Raw genomic sequence first — 12,787 nt, forward strand, 5'->3', positions numbered from 1 at the left:
TCTTTCCGCGGAGGGACTCTGGATTGCTTCGTCGCAAGGGCTCCTCGCAATGACGAGGTGAGGCAGCTATCCCCCGTAACTCTGCACCAGGCTGCCCGCCACCAGCGACCAGCCGTCGACCAGCACGAAGAAGATCAGCTTGAACGGCAGCGAGATCGTCGCGGGCGGCAGCATCATCATGCCCATCGACATCAGCACCGAGGCGACGACGAGGTCGATGATCAGGAAGGGGAGGAACAAGAGAAAGCCGATCTCGAAGGCGCGCTTCAGCTCGGAGATCATGAAGGCGGGGACGAGGATGCGAAGCGCGAGCTCGTCGGGGGTGGCCGGCGGCGGCTCGCCGGAGAGGTCCAGGAACAATTTCAGATCCTTCTCACGCACGTTCTTCTGCATGAAGCCGCGCAAGGGAACGGAGGCGCGCTGGAGCGCGTCCTCGACGCTGATCTGGTTGGCGACGAGTGGGCGGATGCCCTCATCATAGGACTTTTGCAAGACCGGTCCCATCACGAAGAAGGTGAGGAACATCGCAAGCGCAATGATCACCGAGTTCGGCGGCGCGGTCGCGGTGCCCATGGCGGTACGCAATAGCGACAGCACGACCACGATGCGCGTGAACGAGGTCATCATGATCAGGATCGACGGTGCGATCGACAGCACCGTGAGCAGCGCGATCATCTGGATCGCGCGCTCGGTGACGCCGCCGCCACCAGCGCCGCCGCCGAGATTGATGCTGATGTCCTGCGCATGCGCCGGCATCGCGAGCGAGGCCGCGGCGATCAGGACAGAAACAAAAAGAACTCTACGCGGGAGGGCCGGCAGCCTCACGATGGCTTCGGACGGCCGAGCAGCGAGGCCATCTCGTCTTCGAGATTTTCAAAGCTGGTCTTTTCCACGGCAGGCTTCGCCGGTGGTGCCGGTGGTTCGCTGCGTGCCACGCGCGCGGGAGCGGCCGGCGGCTCCGGTGCAACCGGAGGCGCGACCGTTTCGCCGGCCGGGCGGCGCAGTGCTGCCTCTAATCGCTGCGCCATTTCGGCGAGATTCTGCTCGGCGTTCGAGGGCGCAGCAGGAGCGGGAGCCGGCGGCGGAACGGGCGGAGCCTGCGGGACGGGCGGCGGCGGCGCGGCGACGCGCTCGGCGCGGACCGGCGGCACCTTCACCGGCTCGCTCTGTCGCGGCGGACGCGGCATCAGCGGCGGCTCGGGGCGGGCAACGCGCGGCGGCAGCGGTTCGGGACGCAGCTCGCGCTCGGGGCGCGGCGCGATCGGCTCAGGCGGAAAGCCTGCCAGTGGCGGCTCGCTGCGGCGTTCGGCCAGAGCGGGCGCGGGCCGCCGTACCTCGTCGGCGAAGGACGGGCGCGCGGGCCGCGGCGGCGGTTCGGGCATCTGCGGTTCGGGATGATCGAGCAGTTCGGGGCGCGGGGCTTCGTCGGCCCAGTTGCCGGCATCGGGCATCGGCGCGAGGCGGGGCGGTTCGGCGGCGTTCGGGCGCTGCGGGAGCTGGTCGCGGCCGGGCGCGGCGCGGACGATGTTGGGCTCGACGACGATGTCGGTGGGGCCACCGATCATCAGGAGGTGCTCGACATTGTCACGCCGGACCAGCACCAGGCGCCGACGGCCGTCGACCGCGGCAGCATCGATCACGGCGAGCCGGGGCATCCTGCCGCGCTGGGTGTTGGCGCCGAGCCGCGTGCTGGCGAATCGACGGACCAGCCAAGCGGCGAGGCCGATCAACGCCAGAACGACGATGAACGCGACGATGAAGGTGAGAGGGTTAGTACCGTTCATACTTGTCCCCGGCAAATGGCGCTTTTCTCGTGCCCATGGTCAGGTGCGCCAACCATCGGCGTAGGATGCCCCAAACTGCGATTTCTTAATGTCCCACGGCAAGTTTTGCCGTCCCCAACTCTTAATAACCTATGAATCGCTCGATCCAAAACGACTTCTTGGCCCGTGCATGCGCCGCCAAGCGGTTGGGTTAATGCCGCTTTTGGGGACGTAGAATCACGGGGCACAGAACCGTGTCCCGAGCGGGGACATCCGCTGCGAGCATCCTTAACCACCTGTTAACCATACACGCGGCAAATTCTGCCTAGCTTCGGACCCCAAGGTTCGCAACTAGGCGGAAGGAGCCGCGACGATGTCCATCAATGACCTCCCGGTGCTGTCGGCGCTTCGCACCAAGATGCAGTGGCATCAGGAACGCCAGCGCGTCCTGTCCGAGAACGTCTCGAATTCCGACACGCCCAAGTTCCGGCCGCGCGACCTGGTCGAGCCGAAGCTCGACAAATCAGGCGCCGTCACGGGCTCGGTGGGCCCCCTGGCGATGACCCGTACCAGCGGCTCGCACATGACGCCGTCAGGGGCGGCTTCCGGATTCGACCAGAACAAGAATGCCGGCTTCGAGACCCGCCCCGCGGGCAACGCCGTCAATCTCGAAGAGGAGATGATGAAGGCTGCCAGCAACCAGATGGATTACGCAGCGGCGACCTCGCTCTACTCGAAGAGCCTGCACCTGCTCAAGACTGCGATCGGCAAAGGCTAGAGCTAGAGGAAGCGCATCATGGCGAATGACAGCAGCGACTTTGCCCGCTCGATGGCTATTGCGACCTCCGGCTTGCGCGCGCAGGCGGGGCGCATGCGGGTGATCTCGGAGAACATCGCGAACTCGGATTCGACGTCGCAGAGTGCCGGCGGCGATCCCTACCGGCGCAAGGTGCCGACCTTCTCCTCGGCGCTGGACCGCACCCTCGACGCGCAGGTCGTCACCCTCGGCCGGATCAAGCCCGACCAATCCAATTTCCGCACAAAATACGAGCCCAACAATCCGGCGGCGGATGCGACCGGCAATGTCAAATATCCCAACGTGAACCCGGTGGTCGAGATGACCGACATGCGCGACGCGCAGCGGTCCTATGAGGCCAATCTCAACATCATCAGTGCGACGCGCCGGATGATCCAGCGCACCCTCGACATCCTCAAGAGCTGAACAGGACATCTGAGCCATGGCAACACCGTCAATTGCCGCCAACGCCTATGCAAACCTCGCCCGCGTGCTGGAGAACACCAGTGCCGGCAAGGGCAGCGAGCCGAGCGGGCAGTCCTTCGCCTCGCTTCTGAAGGACACTGTCGGCAGCGTCCTGGAGTCCGGCCGCAAATCCGATTCGCAGACGATGGCGATGGCCGCCGGCAAGGCCAACGTGATGGACGTGGTGACGGCGGTCGCAGACACCGACGTCGCGGTGTCCACGCTGGTCTCGGTCCGCGACCGTGTGATCGCGGCCTATGAAGACATCATGAAGATGCCGATCTGATGGGGAGCGAATAGTGAGTGGCGAATGGCGAGTGCGGATGTCTCCGCTTCGCCATTCGCTACTCGCCATTCGCGCTTGTCGAAGCGTGAGACAACCGAAAGCGAGCAAGTAGAATGACCGGACCCGAAACCCTCGACGTCGCGCGTGATGCGATCTGGACCATCGTGATCGTGTCGTCACCGCCGATGATCGTCGGCCTCGTGGTCGGCGTCATCGTGTCGTTGTTCCAGGCGCTGACGCAGATCCAGGAACAGACGCTGATCTACGTGCCGAAGATTTTGGCCATTTTTGCCACCATGTTGCTGGCATTGCCGTTCATGGCCGACGCACTCCATTCCCACATGCTCCGTATCTCGTCGCGAATCATCGGCGGCTGAGGCACTATGCGCCCACCATGCGCATCGACGTCTCGCTGCTGCCGGCGCTTGCCGCAGCCTTCATGCTCGCCTTCGCCCGGATCGGTGCGATGGTGATGCTGTTGCCGGGCCTCGGCGAGACCAACATTCCGACGCGGATAAAGCTGTCGATCGCGCTGCTGCTCACGATGATCATCCTGCCGCTGCATCGCAACGCCTACCAGGTCGACATGGGCTCGCTCGCGCCACTGCTGGTGCTGATGCTGCATGAGATCGTGATCGGCATCGTGCTGGGGGCAACCGCGCGCGTGACGCTGTCGGCGCTCCAGGTCGCCGGTGCCGTGATCGCGCAGCAGATGGGACTCGGCTTCGTCACCTCGATCGATCCGACGCAGGGACAGCAGGGCGTGCTGGTCGGTAACTTCCTGACCATGCTCGGTGTGACCCTGCTGTTTGCCACCGACAGCCATCATCTGGTGATCGCGGCGCTGAACGACAGCTATACGATCTTCTCGCCGGGCGAGACCGTGTCGAGTGGCGATATTGCTGCCCTGGCGACGCGCGCGTTTTCCGCGGCGTTCCTGCTCGGCTTGCAGCTCTCGGGACCGTTCCTGGTGTTCGGCCTCGTCTTCAACATCGGGCTTGGCGTGCTGGCACGGCTGATGCCGCAGATGCAGGTCTATTTCGTCGCCGTGCCGCTCTCGATCTTCGCCGGCTTTCTGGTTCTCGCCGTCGTGCTGACTGCGATGATGGGCACGTATCTGGATTACTTCATCGGTGTCATGCACCAGATGATGCCTCTTAGGTAACGAGGGGTCGATGGCGGAAGACAACGATCCAGAAAGTCAAACAGAAGACCCGACACAAAAGCGCCTCGAGGAGGCGCTCGAACGCGGCGACGTTGCGAAAAGCCAGGAGATCAACACCTGGTTCATGATCGCGGGCGGCACGCTCGTGGTCTCGACCTTCTCGGGCTCGGTCGGCAGCGGGCTGATGGCGCCGATGCGCAACCTGCTGGCCAATTCCTGGATGATCAAGACCGACGGCAGGGCTATGCTCGTGCTGATGCAGCAGATCGAAGTCGCGGTGATCGCAGCGATTGGCGTGCCGCTCTTGATGCTGGTACTGGCAGCCATTGCCGGCAACATGCTCCAGCACCGCCTGGTGTGGTCGGCCGAATCGCTCACGCCCAAATTCAGCAAGCTGTCGCCTGCCGAGGGCCTCAAGCGCATCTTCGGCAAGCAGGCGGCGGCCAATTTTCTCAAAGGCATCGGCAAATTGATCGTGCTCGGCGTGGTCATGACCACGATCCTGTGGCCGGAGCGGCATCGCATGGAGGCGATGGTCAAGCTCGATCCGGCCGCCATGCTAAGTTCCATCATCAGCCTGACCGTTCATCTGCTCGGCGCGGTGGTTGCGGCGCTCGCGATCATCGCCATTGGCGACTATTTCTTCCAGTATCGCAGCTGGTTCCAACGGCAGAAGATGTCGCTCCAGGAGATCAAGGAAGAGTTCAAGCAGTCCGAAGGCGACCCGCACATCAAGGGCAAGATCAGGCAATTGCGCCAGCAGCGCTCCAGGAAGCGCATGATGGCAGCGGTTCCCAAGGCCGCCGTGATCATCACCAACCCGACCCACTATTCGATCGCGCTGTCCTACGAGCGCGGCATGTCCGCGCCGATCTGCGTCGCCAAGGGCGTCGACAATATCGCTTTCAAGATCCGGGAAGTCGCGCGTGCGCACGACATCCCGATCGTCGAGAACGTGCCGCTGGCCCGGGCGCTCTACGCCACCGTCGAAATCGACCAGGAAATCCCGACCGAGCACTACCATGCCGTCGCCGAAATCATCGGCTACGTCATGCGTCTGAAGAGCGGATTCGGTGCCGGGCGGCGATAAAAACATCCGAAAAACACCGGAAATGGCCGTAATCTGGGAATCAGCGTACCTTTCGCCCCTGCTGCCCTTGCGTCTGCGGGTCCAATTCAGGCAGGGAGGACCCCGCGCGCTGCGTAGCGCGTTGATTCTCTGCCGACAGGCTGCGCCAGTTTGAGATGACTGCCGAGACCGATCACGACCTCACGCGAGAGCCCGTTGCGGCGCACGAGCCGTCGCCGCGCTCGGGAAGCATTGTGCTGGTGCTGCTGGTGGCCGCCGGCCTGGTCGCGGTCGCGATCGGGCTGATGACGCTCGGGCGCGCGGCTGCGCAGCCCTATATCCTCGGCATCCTCGCCGTGCTGGCGATGGTCGGCCTGTTCAACCTGTTTGCCTTTGCCGCCGGCATCATCCGCTTCGTCGACCGCAATCTCGATGATCCCGTCATGGGGCGCATCGCCGATCACGCCTTCGATGGCCTCGCGGTCACCGATCCGCGCGGTCATGTGGTCTATTCCAACGCTGCCTATCTCACGCTGACCGGTGCCACCGGCCCGCAGGAGGTGCGTCCCGTCGAGCGCGTCTTCATCGGCAACCCCGACGTTTCCGAAGCCGTGTTCCGCCTGCTCAAGGCCGCCCGCGAGGGCAAGCGCCAGCAGGAAGAGGTGCGCATCTCCGGTCATGACGGCAGCCAGGGCCGCTGGCTGCGCATGCGGGTGCGCCCGCTCGGCACCGGCAAGCGCGAGGCGAAATACGCGGTGTGGTCGATCGCCGACATCACGCGAGACCGCGAGCGCCAGGAGGACGTGTTCCAGGAGCTCCAGCACGCGATCGAATATCTCGATCACGCGCCGTGCGGTTTCTTCTCGGTCAATCCGGCCGGCGAGCTTGCCTATGTCAACGCGACGCTGGCGAACTGGCTCGACTATGATCTGGCCGAGATCGGCTCCGGCGGGCTGAAGCTCACCGACATCGTCTCCGGCGACGGCGCCTCGCTGCTCACCGCGATCGTGGCGGTGCCGGGCGAGGTGAAGACGGAAGTCTTCGACATCGATTTGCGCATGCGCACCGGCAAGACCATGCCGGTGCGGCTCTATCACAAGCTCGCCTTCGGCGCCGACGGCGCGCCGGGGCCGTCGCGCACGCTGGTCATCAGCCGCGCCCGCGACGAGCGCAGCGATCCCGATCGTGCCGCCGAAGTGCGCTTCATGCGCTTCTTCGACCACACGCCGATGGCGATCGCGACCGTCGACCGCGGCGGCAATGTCGTGCGCGCGAATGCACGCTACGCCAAGCTCGGGCAGGCGCTGGGGCTCGACACCAGCAGCAAATCGATCTTCCGTGCGGTCAATTCGCGCGACCGTCATCTGCTGATCGCGGCCATCAACCAGGCTGCCGAGGGCCAGGCCGACGTCGCGCCGGTCGAAGTGGCGCTGGAAGGAACCAAGGAGCGCTGGGGCCAGTTCTTCGTCACGCCGGTGGACGCGGCCGAGAACGACACAGAAGCCGCCATCGTACACATGCTCGAGACCACCGAGCGGCGCGCGCTGGAGAACCAGATCAACCAGTCGCAGAAGATGGAGACGGTCGGCCAGCTCGCCGGCGGCATCGCCCACGACTTCAACAACGTGCTTTCCGCCATCATGATGGCGAACGACTTCCTGCTGAACGCGCACAAGCCGACCGATCCGTCGTTCCAGGACATCATGCAGATCAAGCAGAACGCGACGCGCGCCGCGACGCTGGTGCGGCAGTTGCTCGCGTTCTCGCGGCGGCAGACGCTGCGGCCGCAGGTGCTCGATCTCGGCGATGCGCTGTCCGACCTCGCGATGCTGCTGCGCCGCCTGATCGGCGAGAAGGTCAAGCAGGAAACCATCCACGGCCGCGACCTCTGGCCGGTCAAGGTCGACGTCTCCCAGTTCGAGCAGGTGATCGTCAACCTCGCGGTGAACGCGCGCGACGCCATGCCCGACGGCGGCAAGCTGATCATCCGCACCGCCAATGTCACCGCGGACGAAGCCGCCAAGCTTGCCTACAAGGGCATGCCGGCTGCGGACTATGTTCGGATCGAGGTCGCCGATACCGGCACCGGCATTCCCGCCGACATCCGCGACAAGATCTTCGAGCCGTTCTTCTCGACCAAGGAAGTCGGCAAGGGCACGGGCCTCGGCCTCTCGACCGTGTACGGCATCGTCAAGCAGACCGGCGGCTTCATCTACGTCGATTCCGAGCCGGGGCAGGGCACCTCGTTCCATATCTTCCTGCCGCGCCATCACGCCGAACCGGAGGCGCAGGTCGAGCAGCCCGCGGCCGTCGCGAGCAATGGCGCCGCGAAGGAAGCCGCGTCAGCGGAGGCCAAGCCGCGGACCGATCTCACGGGGCAGGGCACCATCCTGCTGGTCGAGGACGAAGAAGGCCTGCGCGCGCTGAACGCACGCGGCCTGCGCTCGCGCGGCTACACCGTGGTCGAGGCCGAGAACGGCGTCGAAGCCATGGAGTTGCTGGAGGAGCAGAGCGGTGGGATCGATCTCGTCGTCTCCGACGTCGTGATGCCGGAGATGGACGGCCCGACGCTGCTCAAGGCGATGCGCGAGAAGAATCCCGACATCAAGTTCATCTTCGTCTCCGGCTATGCCGAGGACGCCTTCGAGAAGAGCCTGCCCGAGGGGCAGCAGTTCGACTTCCTGCCAAAGCCGTTCACGCTCAGCCAGCTCGTGGCGGCCGTGAAGGAGACGATGGCGAAGCAGGGGTGACGTGGAGGGGCGGAGTGCCGTTCCCGCATTCTCCGTCATTGCGAGCGCAGCGAAGCAATCCAGAGATGACGAGGGAAAAAGCGGAATTTGCCGCGTTAACCCGCCGGTAACCGGAAACCATTGTTCCCCTGCGTGTCCGGCCAAACCCCGGTCAAATATGGGCTTTTGCCACATCCCCGCGACTGAGGGCCGCAGCCATAAGTTCCGAAACCATCTTCACTTTTCGGGAAGTCTGCCCATCTTAGGGGCATGTCCCCATGCCGGGGAATTGGGAAACGCACATGACTTTCTCGCTACGGTCCCGCACGCTCTTCAAGACGATTGCCGTCGTGCTGGCGCTTGCGCTGCCGACCGCGCTCGCCATCTCGTCCGCTGACGCCCGTGTCGGCGGCGGCATGTCGTCGGGTTCGCGCGGCTCGCGCACCTTTTCGGCCCCGCCGTCGACGACCACGGCGCCGGGCTCGGCCTCGCAGTTCAACCGCACCTACACCCAGCCGGGTGCAGGCATGAATTCGGCTGCGGCTGCGCCCGCGCGCGGCGGCCTGTTCGGCCGCGCCGGCGGCTTCATGGGTGGCCTTGCGGCCGGCTTCCTCGGCGCAGGCCTGCTCGGCATGCTGTTCGGCGGTGGCCTGTTCGGCGGCCTCGGCGGCCTGTCGTCGATCCTCGGCCTGATCATCCAGATCGTGCTGGTGGTGTTCGTGGTGCGGCTGGCGATGTCGTGGTGGCAGCGCCGCCACACGCCGCAGGCGGCTTATGCCAATGCTAACGCAGGCGCTGGCCCCGGACCGCAGACGAACTTTCGCAGCGGTATCGGTGGTTTCGGTTTCGGCGGCGCCAACAATGCACCGCTCGAGATCAAGCCTGAGGACTATGAGGCGTTCGAGCGCCTGCTCGGCGATGTCCAGGCTGCGTGGTCGAACGAGGATGTGGCCAAGCTGCACACGCTCGCGACGCCGGAAATGGTTTCTTACTTCGAGCGGGATCTCGGCGAGAACCGCGCGCGCAACGTCGTCAACAAGGTCACGAATGTGAAGCTGTTGCAGGGCGACCTCGCGGAATCCTGGCGCGAAGGCGAGACCGACTACGCCACGGTGGCGCTGCGCTTCGCGCTTACCGACAAGACGGTCGATCGCAACACCGGCGCAATTGTCGCCGGCAGCGAGCAGCCGGGCGAGGCGACCGAAGTCTGGACCTTCGCCCGCCGTCCGGGCGGCGCCTGGGAATTGTCGGCGATCCAGCAGACCAACTGATCGCAGAATTAGCGACATAGAAGGGCGTCGTGCCTCGGCACGGCGCCCTTTTTGTTTGGGCGGCAGGTTTCCTCTCCAGGCGGCCATTCGGGCGAAGCACTTAATTGCTTGTTGGCCGCGCCGAGCTCCCGCAATTTCGCGCCTGCGAGTTGGAGAAGGAGATATTCGGTGAGTCAGTCTGTCGCGCGCTCCAGGATAAATTCCAGGACAAATCACGAAGCCATCGTCAGGAATTCGTCCCTGCTGCTGGAGGCGATCGAAACGGCGTATGACCGGATCGAGGCCGAGCGCGACCGCAATTGCTGGATCCATCTTCGCCCGCGGGAGGAGGCGCTCGAACAATGCCGTAAGCTCGTGGCGCGCGCGCGGACCGGCGAAAATCTTCCGCTGCTCGGCATTCCCTTTGGCGTGAAGGACAATATCGATGTCGAGGGAATGCCGACCACTGCCGCATGTCCGGCGTTCAGCTACACGCCCTGGCATTCCGCGCACAGCGTCGAACGCCTCACCGCGGCCGGCGCAATTTGCCTCGGAAAGACCAATCTCGATCAGTTCGCCACGGGCCTGTCAGGCGCACGTTCGCCCCATGGCCCCTGCGCGTCGGTTGCCGATGTGCGCTATGTTGCGGGCGGCTCCAGTTCCGGGTCCGCGGTCGCCGTGGCGGCCGGGCACGTCGCTTTTGCGCTCGGCACCGATACCGGAGGGTCCGGCCGCATACCTGCCGGGTTCAACGACATCGTCGGAATCAAGCCCACAATTGGGCTGGTGTCATCACGCGGGCTGGTGCCGAATTGCCCGACGATCGATTGCGTTTCGGTGTTCTGCAATAGCGTCAGCGACGGCGAGGCAATCCTCGACATCATCGAAGGGTTCGATTTCGAGGATCCCTATAGCCGCCAGCCCAGGACCTTTTTTCCCGCCGATGCAGCGGCGCCATCGTTCCGGTTCGGCCGCCTTGCGACCTCCGATCTCGAATGTTTCGGCATGCCGGAGTGCGGCGAACTCTATGAGCACGCCTGCGAGCGTTTTGCACGGATCGGAGGAACGGCGATCGAGGTGGACTTCGCCCCGTTCCGCCAAGCCGGCGAGTTGATGTTCAGCGGACCCTGGGTGGCGGAGCGGCACTCGGCCATCGCTTCGCTTGTCGACGTCGAATCCAATTCCCTGCTCGATGTCACCAGGACCGTGCTGGCCTCAGCCGCCGGCTATTCGGCGATCGACACGTTTGGTGCCATTCACCGGCTGCACCGACTTCGCCGCAGCGCCGAGGCGATCTTTGCGGGCATCGATGCCCTGGTGGTCCCGACCGCACCGCGGCCGTTCACACTGGAGGAGATGCAGCGCGATCCGATCACCCTCAACAATCGCCTTGGCTACTACTCGTACTTTGCCAATCTGCTCGATCTCTGCGGCGTGGCCATTCCGAACGCGACATTGCCGAACGGCATGCCCATGGGCGTGACCCTGCTGGCGCCGGCCTGGCACGATCGCGCGCTGATCGGACTGGCGCGGCGGTTCGAGGCCAGTGCAGGCGGAGCGGCGTTCGAATTGAAGTTTGGCGGCTGAAGCGCGGATATTATTCCGCCGCCTGCCCAAGCATGGAAAGATCCAGGATCGAGATCACGGATCGGTCGTATCGGATCACGCCGTCCTCCTGGAGCCGCGCAAGCTGCACCGTCACCCATTGGCGGGTGGACCCGATGAGATTGGCGAGATCGCCGTGGGTGAACGGCATGCCGACGACGATCTCACCGTCGCGCTTCACGCCGTAGACGTGCGACAGGAAGATCAGCAGGCACTGCAGCCGCTCGGTGACCGAGCGCGTCCCGAGCATCTGGGCCATCGCCGAATAGCATCGCGCCTTGAATGCCAGGGCATCCAGCAAGGCGACGGCGATTGCCGCCGATTCCTGCGCGAGTCGCCGCAACGCCGGTCCGGGCATGAACGTCAACCGGCTGCGCTCGACCGCAACCGACGTCCACATGTGCGGTCCCGTGCCGAATATATCGGGGCCGCCGACGAAGTTGCCGGGAAACCAGTATGCGAGCGTGACTTCGCGCCCCGACGGCGCCGCATAATAGCTGCGTATGCGCCCCTCGCTGATCAGGTAGATCCCGGCCTGTGCGTCGCCCTGCGACCAAACCAGTTGGCCGGCTTCCACGACCTTCTCGCGTCCGATCGCGCGCAAACGATTGCAATCAGCCCGGTTGAGACCGTCCAGCAAGCCGGGCAGCGGCCTGACCAGATCGTCCGACTCCGCGAGCATCACACCTGCCGCTATCGCGCTGTTCGCTCTGTGCATCGCCGGCTCCGCATGTGAGACCCGGCATCGATTATTCAAGAACCGTGCCAGCCCGCTACGGTCCGCTGCGAGCTCCGGGCGATCAGTTCGCCTCCGACCGATTGAACGCCCGCAACCCTTCTGCGCGGATGACGTCGAGACAATCCTTCTTGAGGGCAAGATAAGCCGGCTCGAGCATGACGGAGCTCGACCGCGGGCGCGGCAATTTGACAGCGACTTCGCGCAGGATGCGGCCGGGTCCCGCGCTCATGATGAGAACGCGGTCGGCCAGCACGATGGCTTCATCGATGTCATGCGTGACGAACACGATGGTCGCCTTGATCCGGTCGCGCAGCGCCAGCAGATTGTCCTGCATCACCGCCCGGGTCTGTGCGTCGAGAGCCCCGAAGGGCTCGTCCATCAGCAGCACGCGGGGTTGATTGGCCAGCGCTCGCGCGATCGCTACGCGCTGTTGCATGCCGCCGGACAGCGTGTTCGGATAGGCGTCGGCGAAACGGGTGAGGCCGACCATCGCGATCAGATCGTCGGCGATGGCATTCGCTTCCGCCCTCGACCTTCCGAGCATCCTCGGGCCATGGGCGATGTTCCTGCGGACGGACTTCCAGGGGAAGAGATGCGGCTGCTGGAACACCATGCCGACATCGGGGCGCGGACTGTACACAGGCGCGCCCTCCACCAGGATGTCGCCTTCAAACGGCACTTCCAGTCCGGCGATCGTATTGAGCACCGTCGATTTGCCGCAGCCGGAGGGCCCGACGATGCAAACGAACTCGCCAGGTGCCACGTCAAAGGAAACACGATCCACCGCGATGTTCTGCCCGCGGTTGGTGTCGAAAACGATGCTCAGGTTCGAGACTTGAATGGCAGGTTGTTTCCGCGCCTCCTCGACAGAGGCCGACGAACTTGCCAGGGCCAGTTTCATGCTCGATCGAGGTCCCGAC

The 12,787-nt window shown here is 64.6% G+C and carries 13 protein-coding genes; 9 read left to right on the plus strand and 4 right to left on the minus strand.

Annotated elements, in window-relative coordinates; all coding sequences use genetic code 11:
• Positions 1–66 precede the first annotated feature (66 nt).
• Positions 67–825 (minus strand): flagellar type III secretion system pore protein FliP, encoded by a 759-nt coding sequence (gene fliP, locus BMW89_RS16710; protein WP_092028101.1) that lies wholly within the window; start codon positions 823–825, stop codon positions 67–69.
• Positions 822–1,784, minus strand: coding sequence for a flagellar biosynthetic protein FliO (locus BMW89_RS16715; RefSeq protein ID WP_092028102.1), 963 nt, complete (start codon positions 1,782–1,784; stop codon positions 822–824). Before BMW89_RS16715 ends, fliP begins: the two co-directional genes overlap by 4 nt.
• 352 nt (positions 1,785–2,136) lie before the next feature.
• Between BMW89_RS16715 and flgB the strand changes: the two genes are divergently transcribed.
• The 9 genes from flgB to atzF all read left to right on the plus strand — a co-directional run bounded on the left by flgB (position 2,137) and on the right by atzF (position 11,110).
• A complete protein-coding gene (gene flgB, locus BMW89_RS16720) occupies positions 2,137–2,541 on the plus strand; it encodes a flagellar basal body rod protein FlgB (RefSeq protein WP_092028103.1) in 405 nt (134 codons plus the stop codon).
• A gap of 18 nt (positions 2,542–2,559) precedes the next feature.
• A complete protein-coding gene (gene flgC / locus BMW89_RS16725) occupies positions 2,560–2,985 on the plus strand; it encodes a flagellar basal body rod protein FlgC (RefSeq protein WP_092028104.1) in 426 nt (141 codons plus the stop codon).
• A gap of 16 nt (positions 2,986–3,001) precedes the next feature.
• Positions 3,002–3,310 (plus strand): flagellar hook-basal body complex protein FliE, encoded by a 309-nt coding sequence (fliE, locus tag BMW89_RS16730; RefSeq protein WP_092028105.1) that lies wholly within the window; start codon positions 3,002–3,004, stop codon positions 3,308–3,310.
• A 113-nt stretch (positions 3,311–3,423) separates the two neighbouring features.
• Entirely contained in the window at positions 3,424–3,687 is a 264-nt protein-coding gene (fliQ, locus tag BMW89_RS16735) for a flagellar biosynthesis protein FliQ (RefSeq protein ID WP_092028106.1), read from the plus strand.
• 17 nt (positions 3,688–3,704) lie between these two features.
• Complete coding sequence (fliR, locus tag BMW89_RS16740) at positions 3,705–4,475, plus strand: flagellar biosynthetic protein FliR (RefSeq protein ID WP_092028107.1); 771 nt, start codon at positions 3,705–3,707, stop codon at positions 4,473–4,475.
• A gap of 10 nt (positions 4,476–4,485) precedes the next feature.
• Positions 4,486–5,565, plus strand: coding sequence for a flagellar biosynthesis protein FlhB (gene flhB, locus BMW89_RS16745; protein ID WP_092028108.1), 1,080 nt, complete (start codon positions 4,486–4,488; stop codon positions 5,563–5,565).
• A 155-nt stretch (positions 5,566–5,720) separates the two neighbouring features.
• Positions 5,721–8,294 carry a cell cycle histidine kinase CckA gene (cckA, locus tag BMW89_RS16750; RefSeq protein ID WP_092028109.1) on the plus strand — a complete coding sequence of 858 codons (2,574 nt, stop codon included), beginning with the start codon at positions 5,721–5,723 and terminating at the stop codon, positions 8,292–8,294.
• 257 nt (positions 8,295–8,551) lie between these two features.
• Positions 8,552–9,544, plus strand: a complete 993-nt coding sequence (locus BMW89_RS16755; RefSeq protein ID WP_092028110.1) for a Tim44 domain-containing protein — start codon at positions 8,552–8,554, stop codon at positions 9,542–9,544.
• A 168-nt stretch (positions 9,545–9,712) separates the two neighbouring features.
• The gene (atzF, locus tag BMW89_RS16760; RefSeq protein WP_092028111.1) at positions 9,713–11,110 is read left to right on the plus strand and encodes an allophanate hydrolase; all 1,398 of its coding nucleotides are present in this window, start codon (positions 9,713–9,715) and stop codon (positions 11,108–11,110) included.
• A gap of 10 nt (positions 11,111–11,120) precedes the next feature.
• On the opposite strand, the gene BMW89_RS16765 is transcribed toward atzF, so the two are convergent.
• A complete protein-coding gene (locus BMW89_RS16765) occupies positions 11,121–11,846 on the minus strand; it encodes a Crp/Fnr family transcriptional regulator (protein WP_092028112.1) in 726 nt (241 codons plus the stop codon).
• 82 nt (positions 11,847–11,928) lie between these two features.
• On the minus strand, positions 11,929–12,768 hold the full coding sequence (locus BMW89_RS16770) for an ABC transporter ATP-binding protein (RefSeq protein ID WP_177196101.1): 840 nt from the start codon (positions 12,766–12,768) through the stop codon (positions 11,929–11,931).
• Between the last annotated feature and the right edge of the window lie 19 nt (positions 12,769–12,787).

The sequence above is a fragment of the Bradyrhizobium sp. OK095 genome, assembly GCF_900109945.1.
Lineage (GTDB): Bacteria > Pseudomonadota > Alphaproteobacteria > Rhizobiales > Xanthobacteraceae > Bradyrhizobium.